This is a genomic window from Leptolyngbya sp. FACHB-261 (assembly GCF_014696065.1).
Taxonomy (GTDB): Bacteria; Cyanobacteriota; Cyanobacteriia; order FACHB-261; family FACHB-261; genus FACHB-261.
Window position 1 is genome coordinate 267113 of record NZ_JACJPL010000018.1, and the last position, 14282, is coordinate 281394.

Below are 14282 nucleotides of genomic sequence, written 5' to 3' on the forward strand. Positions count from 1 at the left end.
CCTCAAAACCGTTTATGGTGGAAGCTCGGTTGCAAGGAAGTGCAAGGGGAGCCACTATCTTGGTCAAGGTGCGCTGTGGAGATGTGGAATTTAGTGGGGTGCAGGCAATTATCTTCGATAAAGATGGCACCCTCTGCGATGCAGCTGAGTATCTACGCAGCTTGGCCCAACGCCGCGCTAGACTTCTAGATGCTCAAATTCCTGGCGTGCAAGAGCCAGTGTTGATGGCTTTCGGGGTCGATGAGAGCAGCAACCTAAATCCCAATGGTTTGATGGCTATCGGTAGCCGCCGCGAAAACGAGGTGGCTGCTGCTGCCTATGTGGCTGAAACCGGTCGCGATTGGACAGAGGCCTTAAGGACCGCGCAACGAGCTTTTGCCGAAGCGGATCAATTCTTGCCCCGGCTCAAGCACGCTCCTCTATTTCCAGAAGTTCCACGCGTGCTACAGGCTCTAGCAGCGGCAGGTTTGAAGTTAGGCATTCTCTCATCAGACACGGGGGCAAATGTGCGGGCTTTTGTCGAGCATTTTGGCCTAACTCAGCTAGTCAGCTGTGCAATGGGCGTAGATGAAGGACATAGCAAGCCGGATCCGGACTTACTCCGTCAAGCTTGTGCTGAGCTGAAAGTTGAGCCCAGCGCAACTCTAATGGTGGGTGATAGCCCTGCCGATATGCAGATGGCGCAGCAGGCAGGGGCTCTTGGTTGCGTAGCTGTAACCTGTGGACTATCGCCTGCCCATCAGCTCAGACAGGCTAACGCCATCGTTCCTAACTTAAGTGCTCTAACAGTTATTCCTTAAACGTTGCCGCCCAAAGTGGCAACGCTCAGCTCTCCCAGCTTTTTAGTCAGCTTGGCGTTTTCGCGGTAGTCTACGGGACAATCAATAACCACCGGGACCTCTTGAGCCAGGGCCCGTTTGAGGGTGGGCACCAATTCAGCCGCTGAATTAATGCGGTAACCTTTGACCCCCATCGCCTCAGCCAGAGCAACAAAGTCTGGGTTGCCAAACTTGACAAAGGCCGAACGTCCGTATTGCACTTCCTGCTTCCACTCAATCAGGCCGTAACCACCATCGTTAAAAATCAGCACGACAAAAGCCGTGCCCACTCGTACAGCAGTTTCTAGCTCCTGCATATTCATCATGAAGCCGCCATCACCCGTAACTGCCACTACTTTGCGTTCTGGATAGACCAGTTTGGCGGCAATGGCACCGGGTAAGGCAATCCCCATAGCGGCGAAGCCATTTGAGATGAGGCAAGTATTTGGCTCAATGGCGTGGTAGTGGCGGGCAATCCACATTTTGTGCGCTCCAACATCAGAGATCAAAATGTCTTGAGAGCGCAAAACTTGGCGCAGGTCGTAAATAACTTTCTGCGGCTTCAGGGGGAAACTCGTGTCATTCGCTTCAGCAGTGTAGTCCTCCCATAGAAGAGGTCGCAAATTTAGAGCGGCAGGAGCAGCGTGCTCACTACGGTTTGCATAACTAATAATGCGCTCCAGAGAGGTTGCAATTGCTCCTACAACTTCAACCTCAGGCATGTAGTCGCGGTCAACTTCTGAGGGCGTCATCGAAACATGAATCACCTGAGAATTGTGCTCAGGGTTCCATTTTGTAGGGCCATACTCGATTAGGTCATAGCCCACTGCAATAATCAAATCGCTTTGATCGAATCCGAAGGCAATATAGTCCCGTGCCTGTAGCCCAACTGTCCATAGAGACAAAGGATGAGTATAAGGAATTGCGCCTTTACCCATAAAGGTATTGGTTACTGGAATATTTAGGGTTTCGGCAAAATGAATAAGCGCAGCAGTAGCCTTGGCTCGAATCACACCGTTGCCGGCCAAAATCATTGGGTTGCGGGCTTGAGAAATCAGTTTAGCCGCATGACGAATACAGACATCAGCAGCTTCTGCATCACAAAACGATTGGGGATTGAGGGGGATTTCATGACCTTCCCGCACAGGCAGATCAGCGATATCTTCTGGCAAGTCAATGTGAGTAGCCCCAGGTTTCTCTGACTCCGCCAGCTTGAATGCCTTGCGCACCACTTCGCCAACCGTGTCGCGTTGAGCGATCTGAGTATTCCATTTAGTAACCGGGCGAAACATCGACACCAGATCTAGATACTGGTGAGACTCTTTGTGCATCGTTTTCGTGCTGACTTGGCCGGTGATTGCGACCAGCGGAGCACTGTCTAAATTGGCGTCGGCAACACCAGTCATCAGGTTCGTAGCGCCAGGGCCCAGGGTAGACATGCAAACCCCGGCCTTGCCGGTGAGTCGACCATAGACATCTGCCATAAAAGCACCACCCTGCTCATGCCGTACAGGAATGAACTGAATAGTGGAACCGATCAAAGCATCAAGCACCGCCATATTTTCCTCGCCGGGCAGCCCAAAGATGTATTGGACTCCCTCTTTTTCCAGAGACCGGACTAGGAGTTCAGCCGCTTTCATACGGTTACAAACCTACGAATACACAGGTGCTCCTCAATATTGCCCTCCTCAGTCTTGTCCTATCGCACTTGTTTGAGCGCTGTGTCTTAGCTTGCTAACGCATCTACCCGAAGGGCCTTGGCAATTTGCTGAGATTGAGTTGAAAAATTCGGTAGTCTAAACTACGCTGATGATGCTCCAGGTTCCCCCAACTGCAACTTTTTCCCGCCATGACGTTCGCAGTTCTCCTCTGCTTTTTGGCCGCTGCTCTGGTTCTTATTGGTGCTGCGGCAACTTTTGTTCGAGCCTTACAGGGCTTTCATCAGACGGATCTCACTTCCAAGCCAGCTAGCCAAGAGCCTGCAGCAGGCCAAGTGCAATGGCAGACGCGAGAAGACATTATTCAGCAGCTAGAGCGGCAGTTTAATAACAGCCCTTCCTCTACGGATTTGCAAGGCCCCTAAATGCCGCGTCCTATTTTGAGAGAAGACGGCTGGCCAGGCCAAGCCTTTCAGGGTGATCAATTGAACTTGATCTTCCAGGGCTATAACCTAGCTCAAGCAACTGCCATTAGTGTTCGTCCGGCCAAGGGTATTGTTGCTGAGTTAGGAGAAGCGACCAGCGACAGTGAACGAACTGCAACCTTGAAAATTAGCTTTGATGCCTACCCAGGCGATAAACGGGTTTGGCTAGAGTCTCCAGAGGGTGAGAGCAATCAACTGCTACTCATTGTTCTCATGTAAGGTTCTCATGTAGGAGCAAGGGCCAGCGATCCCTGGTAGGTTTGGCTAGTCACAGCGAGTTTTTGCAGGCAAATTCTTGCAGAAGTCTGCATCAGCATTCGACCTCCCCTACTAGCTAGCTAGTAATCGTTACTAGTTGAGCTAGTGGGGGTTGTTTGTCTTGTTACATGGGGTAGGGACTGCGTGTATGCTTCTGAGCAAGTGGAATAGTTAACAGTGAGAGGGGGCCGAGCGTGGGGAGATTTTATTGGCGATGGTTACGAGGCTCTAATCTTAGCTCCATGTATCGAGCTCGGTACTAGGGGGAGTGATGGTCGTATACCTTTCAACCCCATCCCAGGAAGAGTTGCTGAGCCGTCGGCGGGAGCTACGTCGTCGTCGTCGTCGCCGTTTATTAGAGACGAGCTGGCGTACCTTGATGCTAGGTAGCCTGACCGGGGGACTAATTTGGGTGACGACCCTGCCCATCTGGATGCTCGATAGTCCTGAGCAGGTCGTGGTTGAAGGCAACGAGGTTCTTTCTGATCAAGCCATTCAATCGCTGCTGCCTTTGTCTTACCCCCAATCTCTAATCCGCCTTCAACCCCAGGACTTAGCGCAACACCTAGAGAGCGTGGCACCGATTCAGTCAGCAACTGTGGCTCGACGGCTGTTTCCACCGGGCTTAGCAGTTACTGTCGAGGAACGGCGTCCAGTGGCTGTCGCAACTCAGGGCAGCGAAACAGGCTTTCTTGATGACAGTGGGGCTTGGATGTCGATGATTACCTATCCTGCCCTTAAGGCGGTCGCTGCTCCACCCCTGCGAGTTATAGGACTTGACGATAGCTTACGGTCTAGCTGGCCTGAGTTATATCAACAGGTGCAGCAAAGCCCAGTGCCCATTACGGAGATCAATTGGCAGGACGAGAATAATCTGATTCTCAAAACCAGTCTGGCAACTATTCATTGCGGTCCTTACAATCCCGACCAGTTTCAAGCCCAGCTGACAGCTTTAGATCGCATGCGGGCTCTGCCGACTTATCTCAATGCCGCTGATATTACCTACATTGACCTGCGTAACCCGCGCGCCCCTGCGATTACTATGAACCGCTCTGTTGCGAATAAATCCACTGCAACCACCGGTGATCAAGCTGAGGTTGACCCGAGTGCAGAGGAAGCAGAAGCACCAGAACCAGCAACTAGTGCAACGGAGCGTTAGCGGCAACTGATAGGTCATCTTCTAATGCTGGCCGGTGGCGCCGGAAACGCTTAGAATTGGTTTTTCAAACTGATCAGCCTACAGTGATCAAAAATCGCGTCCAAGACCAAAATAATGGTCAGGGAAAGCGGCTCCGGCATTCAAAGACTTGTATACAATCTAACCGCGATGATAGGTAACGGGTCCAAACAAAGTTCAGAGCTAGCACCCAGGGATCCCGCCTCCCTGGCTGCGGAGGAGATGGTTGGTTATCCATCCTCAGACAGCTCACAAACATCCCTGGCTATGGAAAGTGACGCTTTTTCCCAAGCAGGTAATGTAGCTAGCAGCTCTGGCACCTATCTCAGCAATTCCCAGGAGCCTAAGTTGCAGCAGGGGGGAGCATCCAAGTTGGATAACATTATGCCCAGTAGCGTAGCCCGCATCAAAGTCATTGGGGTTGGTGGTGGCGGGGGCAACGCTGTAAATCGAATGATCGCCAGCGCAGTCATGGGGATTGACTTCTGGGCTATCAATACTGATGCCCAGGCCCTAGCGGGGTCAGAGGCGCCTCGCCGTTTGCAGTTAGGTCAGAAGCTAACCCGAGGCTTGGGAGCTGGTGGTAATCCGGCCATTGGTCAGAAAGCAGCTGAAGAGTCTAGGGATGAGATCGCTGCGGCTCTAGAAGGAGCTGATCTCGTATTTATCACGGCTGGCATGGGTGGCGGTACAGGAACCGGTGCAGCCCCCATTGTGGCCGAGGTCGCTAAAGAGATGGGAGCTCTGACCGTTGGTGTGGTCACCCGTCCCTTCACCTTCGAGGGGCGTCGCCGGACCAGCCAAGCAGAGGGTGGCATTGAAGCCTTACAAGGATCTGTCGATACCCTGATTATCATTCCCAACGACAAGTTGTTGTCGGTAATTTCAGAACAAACTCCCGTTCAAGAAGCCTTCCGAGTTGCAGATGACATCCTGCGGCAGGGTGTGCAAGGTATTTCTGACATCATCACGATCCCAGGCTTAGTTAACGTCGATTTTGCCGATGTGCGGGCGGTGATGGCTGATGCTGGGTCGGCTCTGATGGGAATTGGGATGGGTTCCGGTAAGTCACGGGCCCGCGAAGCGGCAATGACTGCGATTTCTTCTCCCCTCTTAGAGTCTTCAATTGAGGGAGCCAGCGGCGTTGTCTTTAACATCACGGGTGGTAGCGACTTGACCTTGCACGAGGTTAATGCCGCAGCAGAAACTATCTACGAGGTTGTAGACCCTAACGCCAACATTATTTTTGGTGCTGTGATTGACGAGAAACTGCAGGGGGAAGTGCGGATTACGGTCATTGCAACTGGCTTCGCGACTCAGATTGCAACCTCGACTCCTAGAGCAGTTGTCAGCTCCCCACCCACGACCAGTCGGCGACCGATTACGCCCCCTGTGACTAATCCTGATCCCCATAAACCAGCGCCTAGCAATAGTGGCGGCTTAGATATTCCTGAGTTTCTACAGAAGCGCCGTCCACCCCGCTAGAGACTTGAAGCAATGGCGAAGTCTTTAGCACTCCTGTAAGCGATCTGTTAGTGTAGATCGTAGGATTTTCCTATTGCTTTAAGTTAGCTGACAGGAATTTTAGAGAGTTTTAAAGTTACCGGATCCGGTTTGTCAAAGTCACATTTGTTGTTTGCAGGGTCGCCCTAGAAATTTGTCTATCTTCTGGGAAGACTCAAAAGCGAGAGTGTTACGATCACCATGAACATACCCCGGGAGACTACTGTGACCCGTTCCGCGACGCTGCCTCTTCAGCAGACACTAACGCCTTTTGCGGAAGATAATCGTCTCCGGCTTTTTGCTGGTTCAGCAAATATTCCTCTTGCGCAAGAGGTTGCCCGTTACCTAGGCATTGACTTAGGACCAATGGTGCGTAAACGCTTTGCGGACGGCGAACTCTATGTCCAAATTCAAGAATCAATTCGGGGCTGCGATGTTTACCTAATTCAGCCAACTTGCCGTCCAGTGAATGATCACTTGATGGAACTGTTGATTATGGTCGACGCTTGCCGTCGCGCTTCAGCTCGTCAGATCACCGCAGTCATTCCCTACTATGGCTATGCTCGCGCCGACCGTAAAACAGCTGGGCGTGAGTCGATTTCAGCGAAGCTGATGGCGAACCTCATTGTAGAGGCAGGGGCAAGTCGAGTTCTGGCCATGGATCTACACTCAGCGCAGATTCAGGGCTATTTTGACATTCCTCTCGATCATGTTTACGCGTCACCAGTGCTGCTGGATTACCTGATGCGGAAGCCGCTTGAGGACCTCGTTGTCGTCTCCCCTGATGTGGGCGGTGTCGCCAGGGCTAGGGCTTTCGCCAAGAAGTTGAACGATGCGCCTCTAGCGATTGTGGACAAACGCCGCCAAGCGCATAACGTGGCTGAAGTCATGAACGTGATCGGGGAAGTCGCAGGCAAGACTGCCGTTTTGGTCGATGACATGATCGACACGGCTGGCACCATCTGTGAAGCCGCGAAGATCCTACGGCAAGAGGGCGCACGCCAAGTTTATGCCTGTGCAACTCACGCTGTCTTCTCGCCGCCAGCAATCGACCGCCTCAAGAGTGGCTTGTTCGAAGAAGTGATCGTTACCAACACCATGCCCATTGCAGAGGGGTGCCTCTTCCCACAGTTGAGGGTACTCTCCACCGCCAACATTTTGGGTGAGACGATCTGGCGGATTCACGAGGATTGCTCAGTCAGCAGCATGTTCCGCTAAAGTCTTGCCTTACAACCCAGTCTTCAAACTGATTGATTGCCAGTAGGAAAAAGGGGAGCAACTTTTCCGCTACAGATAGGCAAGAATCCCGTCAGGGTACAGAATCAATTCCCCATTTTTGAAACGGTCCTTCTCAATCCAAAGGGCTGTTTTTTTATGCTCTCCTTCCGTAAACTCAAACCGCTCCTGTTGATAGAAGTGGCCATCGATAAATTCGCACTCGTAGAGCTGAATCAGTTCGTGGCCTGTTTGACCGTCGTAAGTGAAGATATTCTCTAAACAGCCCAGGTAGCGAATGTTCGTCAGTTCTGCATTCAACTCTTCTTGAAACTCGCGCCGCAGTGCTAAGTCGCTGGACTCACCAAATTCAATGCCGCCTCCTAATGAGCGGTAGAAGGTCTCTTGCTTGGTGGGATCGTAGCCTTCAGAGACGAATAAGCGGCTACCGTCACGGATAAAGCCCAGGGCCAACGCGCGGATTTGACCGGAGTGGTACATTGATCAACCTCGTTCATAGATGGAGTCAGGGCGGTTGCCATTGACTGGCAGCGGCCAGTCTTCCCGCTGACCGCCGATCTGCACCTCTTCGATCTCAACGTATTCACGGCTGAACTGTGCCAGAGCGTTGACCAGCACATCGAAGGCAAGGGAATCACTCGTGCCCAGGTCGAACCAGCAGCGGGCCAGGACGCCTTCATATTCGATATCGCCCATGTTGTGCATCAGCGCCATGAGCGGTCCTTCTAGGCTATCGCTGTCGTAGAGCAGGTTGCTGACATCTGGGTCCGCCTCGTGGCTTTGCAGGTTGCTGGCATTGAAGCCACCCAATTGCCCTAGCGAAAACCAGGCGTTCAAAACCTGTTCAACGTAGAGCTTTTCCCGCTCTGAGGGAACTGCTGCAAATTGCAACCAGATCCAGACATCGAACTGATCAATTTCACGAAATTCAACACGCATGGGCATTAACGAGGCAGGGTGGGAGACACTGGCGTTGCCCTAGCCGGAGTTGGAGCTACAGCCGGAGTCGGGGCTACAGCCGGGGTCTGCTGGTCTAGCTTCTCTTGCGCCCGACGAGCTTCTCGCTCAATACTCCGCGTCAGGCGGGCAGGCAGCTGACTGCGCAGGGCCAAGGCTCTTCGGAAAGAGACTAGACTATCTCTGTAGCGGTCACTTTCGACCAGGATCTGAGCCTTCAAGTAGTGTAACTCGGGATTCTCCGGAGCAACTTGAAGGGCGCGGTTCACAGCATCTAGCGCTTCGTTGAGGCGTTTCTCGTCCCGGTAGCCCACCGCCACACCACGCCACGATAAGTAAGCAGGCGCTGAACGCTGGAGTCGCCCTACAGCATCATTGATGTTGGCGAAGGGTAGGTTAGTGGCAATCATCAGGTCCATGAAGCCCTTGATCAGGTTCAGTTCTGGATCATTGCCGTTCACTTTTTCAGCTTTCTCGATCTCACTAAACATCTGCTGGAGCTTGGGCAGAGCTTGCGGTGTACCAACGACTAGACCTTGGCTGGTGATAATGTAGCCCGCCTCCATGAAGTAACCGACCCCCGTGTAGAGATGGCCGCGCAGAGGGTCGCGGGCCACCAGCCGTTGAGCAACTTCGCGAGTTTGAGTTGCAAAGCGAGAGAACTGGGGCAGTTCCCCGTTGATGTAAGCTAGGGCAGCTTTCATGCCGTAGATCATCGGCTCGTTGGGCTCGATCGCTAATGCTTGATCGAGGCGCCGACTGGCGATCTGATAATTACCCTGACGGAAAACTGTTTCAAATGCAGCTTGCGTATTGGGACCGATGGAACGGGCATCAGCTCCAGTTCGGAACGGATCGGCCGCCCAAGCAGCATTGCTCCAAAGCACAGTTGCAGCGGTCAAAGCGGTAGCCCAAGTGTAAGCTCGTCGAGATTGGCTAGCTCGTTTCATAGCGTCTGCTCCTCACAGCATGACTTGATGTATCAGGTATATCGGGTGGGGGTCTATCAAAGTCTGAGATTGCTCAAACATCGCCCTGTGTATCTAGAGGGCCTAAGCGCCGGTCTGCAAGAGATCAAAGTGCTTCGGGACTCAGCCTCTGAGCTGAGCCTGACTGAACTGTAGCCTATCGGAAATTAGACTAGATGAGAGGTTGCCCGTATCTGAAAGACGAGGCTTGAAATTTGAGAGTTCCATGCTCTACATCCAAAATTTGGTTTATCACCCGCCTGCTACACATACGGCAATTCTTAAAGGTATCAACCTAGAGTTGGCTCCTCAAGAACTGGGCTTGGTCATTGGCCCTTCTGGTTCCGGCAAAAGTACGCTTTTAGAGATTCTGTCAGGTTTAGCAGAGGCAACAAGCGGCGAATTGCGCTGGCGGCAGCAGGTTTTAACCCCGGACCATTTGCAACAGCTAGGCGGACTGGTCTTTCAATTTCCAGAACGTCATTTCTGCACGGGCACTTTACTGGAGGAGTTAAAGCTCGGGCACCCGGAACTGAGCAATGAGCGGGTCCAGGAGGCTCTCAACGAAGTGGGACTCGGCCATCTGGACTTGAAAACGGCCCCTCAAGCCCTCAGTGGCGGCCAGCAGCGCCGTCTGGCCTTGGCTGTCCAGTTGATTCGGCAACCCCATCTATTGCTGCTGGATGAACCCACAGCCGGTCTAGACTGGTCCGTCCGCCGTCAGGTCATCGCCCTGCTACAGCGACTCAAAGCACATTGGACGTTGCTCGTGGTAACGCACGATGCCTCCGATCTATTGGCTATCGCCGATCGCTGTTGGACGCTGCATCAAGGCGAGTTACGCACGGTTGATCCGCAAACCTTAGCAGCCAAAGCCCATTAATGCAGATTACGGAGGGCAAAGCGCAATTTGAAGTTGGCAACGCCTTCTACAATCCCCAGAGCCAAACTGCTCGGGACCTCGGTCTCCTATGCGCCACCTTACATCGCCAAGATACTGGCGCTCTGAGAGTGCTCGATGCAATGACTGGCTGTGGCGTCAGGGCCTTGCGCTATTGCCTAGAGGCTGGCGCGGGCTGGGTCTGGGCCAATGACGCAGATCCAGACATAGAGCCTTTGTTGCAGGCTAACCTGCAAGCTCTGCCCAGCAATCAAGTTCACGTCACTCACCAGGATGCCGTTCGCCTCTTTTTTGAGTGCCACGTAGCAGAGGATTATTACGACCTCGTCGATGTTGATGGCTTTGGCAATCCTGCTTCGTATTTAGGCGCTAGCCTATGGGCCGTTAAGCCAGGGGGCTTGCTTTATCTCACCAGCACTGATGGACGTACTCTGTCTGGTCGGCAAACCGACTACAGTCTGCAAAGCATGGGGGCCATTGCCCGCGTCCACCCCGCGGCGCGTGAGCAAGGGCTACGTCTGCTAATTGGTAACCTGCTGGTGGAGGCCGGACGGAGAGGCTTGAGTGTGCAGCCTGTCTTCTCATTCTTCGCGGGCGAAATTTATCGCGTAATGGTGCGCCTGGTAGCAGGAGCCCCTTTTCCCAGCAATCACTATGCCTTCATCGGCTACTGTCACCACTGCGGCCATTACGAAAAGGTGAGCTGGCGTGCCCTCAGTCGCGCTAAATGCCCTGAAGACCAACCTCTTACTTTGAGTGGTCCCTTGTGGTTAGGCCCCCTCCATGACTCTGTATTGGTGCAACGAATGGCTGAACTTGCTCGTCTCTGGCGATGGCCGCAGCGGGTCCAGCTTCTAGAAACTATGCAGGCTGAGGCAACTTTGCCGCCCTACTACTACACCCTGCGGGAACTAGGACATCGCAGCAAACGAGATGTCCCACCACGCACTGCATTGATCGCTGCCCTGCAACAGGCGGGCTACGCTGCCTGTGCGACCCACCTGGAACCGCAGGCCGTCAAAACAGAGGCCTCCTTTCGCATCTGCCAGCAGCTAGCCCAAGAGCTAAGCCCCCGTTCAAGCAATCAGGAGGACATTGCCTGATCGACCAGTTGCCCCTGGCCCAACCGACTGAGAAAGCGCAGAGCTTGCACGACGTAGCTAGCACAGTGGTAGGGGGAGCTGTCATAGAAGGAGCGCCAGGCCTCACCCTTGAACTCGTCATAGCGTTCGGCACGCTCTGGAAAGCGATCTAAGAAGGCCAAACGCACAGCATGACCGATCAGCACATCAAGAACAATGTATTCCTCAATTTGCAGATTACGATTGGCCTCCACCATGGTTGCCAATTGCATAAGCGTTTCTATATTGAGCTGGCGATATTCAGGCGCTTGAATTTTGTTGAGCAGATGCTCGACTCGCAGCGCGAAATTCTGCTCATCAGGGGTCATCTCAGCCAGAATTGGCTCACTATCCAGTCGGTTGCGTCGCTCTAGTTTGTCGCCAATAATCAAACCTTTACAGTGCTTGAAAAGCTGCCAAACTCGGGGATAGAAATTTTGGGGCACTCGATTGACAGTTCCCTGTAGTTGGCGCTTGCGCAACCAACTCCCGGACTGTTGCTCAACATCCTGGTTATCCGTTTCGATAATCCACTCGATAGTCTGTTCACCTTTGACTAGATGTAAGGATTCCTGTTGGAATAGCCCTCGATTGAGTTCTTCGTAGCCAGCCAAGGCTTGACGCAGATGCAACTTGACCTCGAAGGGACTGAGCTGCATTAGGCGCTCGTAGGCCTCATCTTGAGTAACATTGAGTTCACGAGCCAGCTCACTGACAATCAGCAGAATAAAGTAGCCCACGCGTAGAGTCAGTAGGCCATCGAATAACTGGGGTTCTGCTTTGATTAGTAAGCCTAAATAGATCAGAATTTCTTGACTCAGCACACGGTCTCGGATGTCCTCACCGCAGAATTCACGGATTCTCTCCATGACCTCAGCCTGTGGCATCGGCTGGGTGATCAGCGATGCCTTACTGTAAGATTTGCCCACAGTAATCTGCTTTTGGCGAACCAAAATATCAGTAACCGCATCCGAGAGACCAATATCAACTTTATTGAGTAATCCAGCTGCACGCCGCACAATTGCCCAAAGTTTCAGTTTCGCAGCTTTACTGTAGATTTCGTTCAACAGGTCGGCGACTGTAACAACCTGAGTAGGCTGACCAAATCCTGTATCGAATTGCATACCCTGCAAGCGGCACAGAGTATTCAGAAGTTCGATTTGCTCATAGAGATTTTCAGAGCGACGCAAACTGCTCAGGAGCAAATCAATATTAGTTTCGCATTCTAGGGAGAACTCTTGCGTGTAACTCAGCGGCCAGTTTTTCTCAGCATGGAAAATCAGGTAATTGCAAACCGTCGCTGCATCTTTAACTGGCGCTGCCTGAAACTCAAAATTGTGTAGAAAATCTATGCGCTCTGTGCCTGCAGTTAGCATCAATTGATGCATGGGGCCTAGTCTGACTCGCACGCCATTGCACAAGCCATCTTTCAATTCCTGCATCAAATTCAACAATGCCTCGCTACCGGCTTCTAGCATTGCTGTCGTAATCAAGATTGTGAGCGTGGGCCGTCCTAATTGATCCCAATGGCGCTCGATGTAGGCTAATTCACTTTTGAGTTGATCAACCAAAAAATGATGATCGAGGGTTAAATAAAACTCCTGCTGGTCTAGAAACGAGGGCAGAAACACCATGGTCTCGCCACGAATCCGGAAAACTCTAGAGGTCGCCAAACTACGGGAGCGGCGTAGAGAACGGCCCGTCAATCTGAGCCGGTCGTTACGCCCGATTTGGGTATAAACTATCCCTAAATCTCGAGCAGTCCGCACCTGCATGGGTTCGAGTTGTTTGGGTGTCTGCGTTGCAATACCGTGGGCCTCTAGACGGTCTTGAAGCGCTTCATCCTCCGCCAGCAAGGCGATCTGTACAGAAAGATCACGGTACTTACCAATGCGCAGGTGACGATTTAGAGGATCAATATCCCCAACTTCTAGTAAGCCTTCAGCCAGCAATTCACCCAATAAATACAGGCTTTGTGCCCAAACCAGAGGCACATTTTCGTTGGGCAAGCGAACTTGGCTGTTGGGGACGGCCCGCTCCGCCTCAACTCGATCAGCAGGCACATAGTAGAGCTCAGGCAATAGTGACCAGCCATCGCGCTGGACCAACAGCGGTTGCAGCCGATCCCGATAATCTTGCACCTGTTCGGGGTTGTGACGGAATAGACCATCCAGCACTAGATAGGTGAAAAAGAGCGGCCATTCACACTCGATATGCTCGAATTCGCGCAACTCAAACGGTTCATAATGCAGGCGTCGGGTGTCTTCTAAGACTGTCTGATGCCCATCTCGCAAAAAGCGCTTGCACCCGTAGCGCCCTTGCAGTTTTTCAACGATTTTGGTCCGGGTGCGTTCGACCAGTTGCACATCTTCAATTGCAAAGGCTGGATAGCTGATGATGCTCAACAAAGCCGCATCAACTTCTTTGGAATTAGACTCCCGAGGCAGTAGAGATTCTAGAGTGATGCGAGCTCGAGCAATCTCATCCGGCTGCACATGGATGACTGAAGACTGACTGCCTCGTGCCCCAAATAGATTCAAGCCATTAATTGCTTCTAAAGCTGCTTTAGCCATGCCCACTGAGCTGGCATTCAGCTCGGCGTGACCGTGGTTGATCTTATTGCCCCGCTCCCAAATTCCGTAGTCGGGAGTTCGATAGGCCCGACCGATGTAATAAACCAGGTTCTGAACAAAGTTCACTTCATCAATCGTGAAGACAATGGCCAGACCTGAAGCGGTCATCTGAGCCAGCATCAACAAAAAGAGCGAGGTCGCATCTAACTGCAAATGGCCCCACTCGTCATCGCCCACGACCGTATCGCCGGTTTGCGTGTCGTATTTCGCATGCATGGCGTCGAGCAGCGATTGCGTTTCTTTGAAACGCTCTACTTTGTGAGCCTGCTTCATCATGGCTACCAGCAGGCCGCGCATCAGCTTAACGACGCTGTGCTCTAGCTCAAAGGTTCGCCCCTGATCCTCATCCAGCTTGCGATAGGCCAGCCCTAGGCCCCAAGCAGCCAGAATGCTGTAGACATTATCTCGAACCCAAGCATCGGTGTAGTCACCATGGGCAGTAACCGCGGTGCTAGCAGGCAGCAGGCCGGTAATTGGATTCTGACGTGCAAGAATAATCGCCCTAACCTGACGGTAATACTCATCCAGGCGCACTCGCAGTTCAGACGATTTTCTGACCATGGATTA

Annotated in this window: 13 protein-coding genes; 8 read left to right on the forward strand and 5 right to left on the reverse strand. The window is 52.6% G+C overall.

Going from position 1 to position 14282, the window contains the following annotated elements:
- The first annotated feature begins 14 nt into the window (after positions 1 to 14).
- Positions 15 to 800, forward strand: coding sequence for an HAD family hydrolase (locus H6F94_RS10535; RefSeq protein ID WP_199320330.1), 786 nt, complete (start codon positions 15 to 17; stop codon positions 798 to 800).
- Here H6F94_RS10535 and H6F94_RS10540 read toward each other — a convergent pair.
- Positions 797 to 2458 carry an acetolactate synthase large subunit gene (locus tag H6F94_RS10540; protein ID WP_190802180.1) on the reverse strand — a complete coding sequence of 554 codons (1662 nt, stop codon included), beginning with the start codon at positions 2456 to 2458 and terminating at the stop codon, positions 797 to 799. The genes H6F94_RS10535 and H6F94_RS10540 overlap by 4 nt on opposite strands.
- Positions 2459 to 2667: 209 nt before the next feature.
- Here H6F94_RS10540 and H6F94_RS10545 point away from each other — a divergent pair, with 209 nt between their 5' ends.
- The 5 genes from H6F94_RS10545 to H6F94_RS10565 all read left to right on the forward strand — a co-directional run bounded on the left by H6F94_RS10545 (position 2668) and on the right by H6F94_RS10565 (position 7117).
- Positions 2668 to 2901 (forward strand): hypothetical protein, encoded by a 234-nt coding sequence (locus tag H6F94_RS10545; protein WP_190802181.1) that lies wholly within the window; start codon positions 2668 to 2670, stop codon positions 2899 to 2901.
- Positions 2902 to 3180: a hypothetical protein gene (locus H6F94_RS10550; RefSeq protein ID WP_190802182.1), complete on the forward strand. Its 279-nt coding sequence runs from the start codon at positions 2902 to 2904 to the stop codon at positions 3178 to 3180.
- A gap of 310 nt (positions 3181 to 3490) precedes the next feature.
- Positions 3491 to 4378: a cell division protein FtsQ/DivIB gene (locus H6F94_RS10555; RefSeq protein WP_190802183.1), complete on the forward strand. Its 888-nt coding sequence runs from the start codon at positions 3491 to 3493 to the stop codon at positions 4376 to 4378.
- Positions 4379 to 4663: 285 nt separating this feature from the next.
- Positions 4664 to 5881: a cell division protein FtsZ gene (gene ftsZ, locus H6F94_RS10560; RefSeq protein ID WP_199320331.1), complete on the forward strand. Its 1218-nt coding sequence runs from the start codon at positions 4664 to 4666 to the stop codon at positions 5879 to 5881.
- Positions 5882 to 6124: 243 nt separating this feature from the next.
- The gene (locus H6F94_RS10565) at positions 6125 to 7117 is read left to right on the forward strand and encodes a ribose-phosphate pyrophosphokinase (RefSeq protein WP_313949261.1); all 993 of its coding nucleotides are present in this window, start codon (positions 6125 to 6127) and stop codon (positions 7115 to 7117) included.
- Between the two features lie 69 nt (positions 7118 to 7186).
- Here H6F94_RS10565 and H6F94_RS10570 read toward each other — a convergent pair whose 3' ends face one another.
- Genes H6F94_RS10570 through H6F94_RS10580 form a run of 3 tightly spaced genes read right to left on the reverse strand, consistent with a single transcriptional unit; the run spans position 7187 to position 9042 of the window.
- Positions 7187 to 7615, reverse strand: coding sequence for an NUDIX hydrolase (locus H6F94_RS10570; RefSeq protein WP_190802186.1), 429 nt, complete (start codon positions 7613 to 7615; stop codon positions 7187 to 7189).
- 3 nt (positions 7616 to 7618) lie between these two features.
- Positions 7619 to 8074 carry a DUF3531 family protein gene (locus H6F94_RS10575; RefSeq protein ID WP_190802187.1) on the reverse strand — a complete coding sequence of 152 codons (456 nt, stop codon included), beginning with the start codon at positions 8072 to 8074 and terminating at the stop codon, positions 7619 to 7621.
- Positions 8075 to 8079: 5 nt separating this feature from the next.
- Positions 8080 to 9042 (reverse strand): Sll0314/Alr1548 family TPR repeat-containing protein, encoded by a 963-nt coding sequence (locus H6F94_RS10580; RefSeq protein ID WP_190802188.1) that lies wholly within the window; start codon positions 9040 to 9042, stop codon positions 8080 to 8082.
- A 244-nt stretch (positions 9043 to 9286) separates the two neighbouring features.
- Here H6F94_RS10580 and H6F94_RS10585 point away from each other — a divergent pair, with 244 nt between their 5' ends.
- Both H6F94_RS10585 and H6F94_RS10590 read left to right on the forward strand, forming a co-directional pair.
- Positions 9287 to 9943, forward strand: coding sequence for an ABC transporter ATP-binding protein (locus tag H6F94_RS10585; protein WP_190802189.1), 657 nt, complete (start codon positions 9287 to 9289; stop codon positions 9941 to 9943).
- Entirely contained in the window at positions 9943 to 11064 is a 1122-nt protein-coding gene (locus tag H6F94_RS10590) for a tRNA (guanine-N1)-methyltransferase (protein WP_190802190.1), read from the forward strand. The genes H6F94_RS10585 and H6F94_RS10590 overlap by 1 nt, the downstream gene beginning before the upstream one ends.
- Here the strand turns inward: H6F94_RS10590 and H6F94_RS10595 are convergent.
- On the reverse strand, positions 11046 to 14276 hold the full coding sequence (locus tag H6F94_RS10595; protein WP_190802191.1) for a glycoside hydrolase family 15 protein: 3231 nt from the start codon (positions 14274 to 14276) through the stop codon (positions 11046 to 11048). The genes H6F94_RS10590 and H6F94_RS10595 overlap by 19 nt on opposite strands.
- Positions 14277 to 14282 lie beyond the last annotated feature (6 nt).

Bases quoted from the DNA above. Each gene is read 5' to 3' on its own strand.
- H6F94_RS10545 (WP_190802181.1), top strand. From the start codon at position 2,668: ATGACGTTCGCAGTTCTCCTCTGCTTTTTGGCCGCTGCTCTGGTTCTT.
- H6F94_RS10590 (WP_190802190.1), top strand. From the start codon at position 9,943: ATGCAGATTACGGAGGGCAAAGCGCAATTTGAAGTTGGCAACGCCTTC.
- H6F94_RS10550 (WP_190802182.1), top strand. From the start codon at position 2,902: ATGCCGCGTCCTATTTTGAGAGAAGACGGCTGGCCAGGCCAAGCCTTT.
- H6F94_RS10570 (WP_190802186.1), bottom strand. From the start codon at position 7,615: ATGTACCACTCCGGTCAAATCCGCGCGTTGGCCCTGGGCTTTATCCGT.
- H6F94_RS10535 (WP_199320330.1), top strand. From the start codon at position 15: ATGGTGGAAGCTCGGTTGCAAGGAAGTGCAAGGGGAGCCACTATCTTG.
- H6F94_RS10585 (WP_190802189.1), top strand. From the start codon at position 9,287: ATGCTCTACATCCAAAATTTGGTTTATCACCCGCCTGCTACACATACG.
- H6F94_RS10580 (WP_190802188.1), bottom strand. From the start codon at position 9,042: ATGAAACGAGCTAGCCAATCTCGACGAGCTTACACTTGGGCTACCGCT.
- H6F94_RS10595 (WP_190802191.1), bottom strand. From the start codon at position 14,276: ATGGTCAGAAAATCGTCTGAACTGCGAGTGCGCCTGGATGAGTATTAC.
- ftsZ (WP_199320331.1), top strand. From the start codon at position 4,664: ATGGAAAGTGACGCTTTTTCCCAAGCAGGTAATGTAGCTAGCAGCTCT.
- H6F94_RS10540 (WP_190802180.1), bottom strand. From the start codon at position 2,458: ATGAAAGCGGCTGAACTCCTAGTCCGGTCTCTGGAAAAAGAGGGAGTC.
- H6F94_RS10555 (WP_190802183.1), top strand. From the start codon at position 3,491: ATGGTCGTATACCTTTCAACCCCATCCCAGGAAGAGTTGCTGAGCCGT.
- H6F94_RS10575 (WP_190802187.1), bottom strand. From the start codon at position 8,074: ATGCGTGTTGAATTTCGTGAAATTGATCAGTTCGATGTCTGGATCTGG.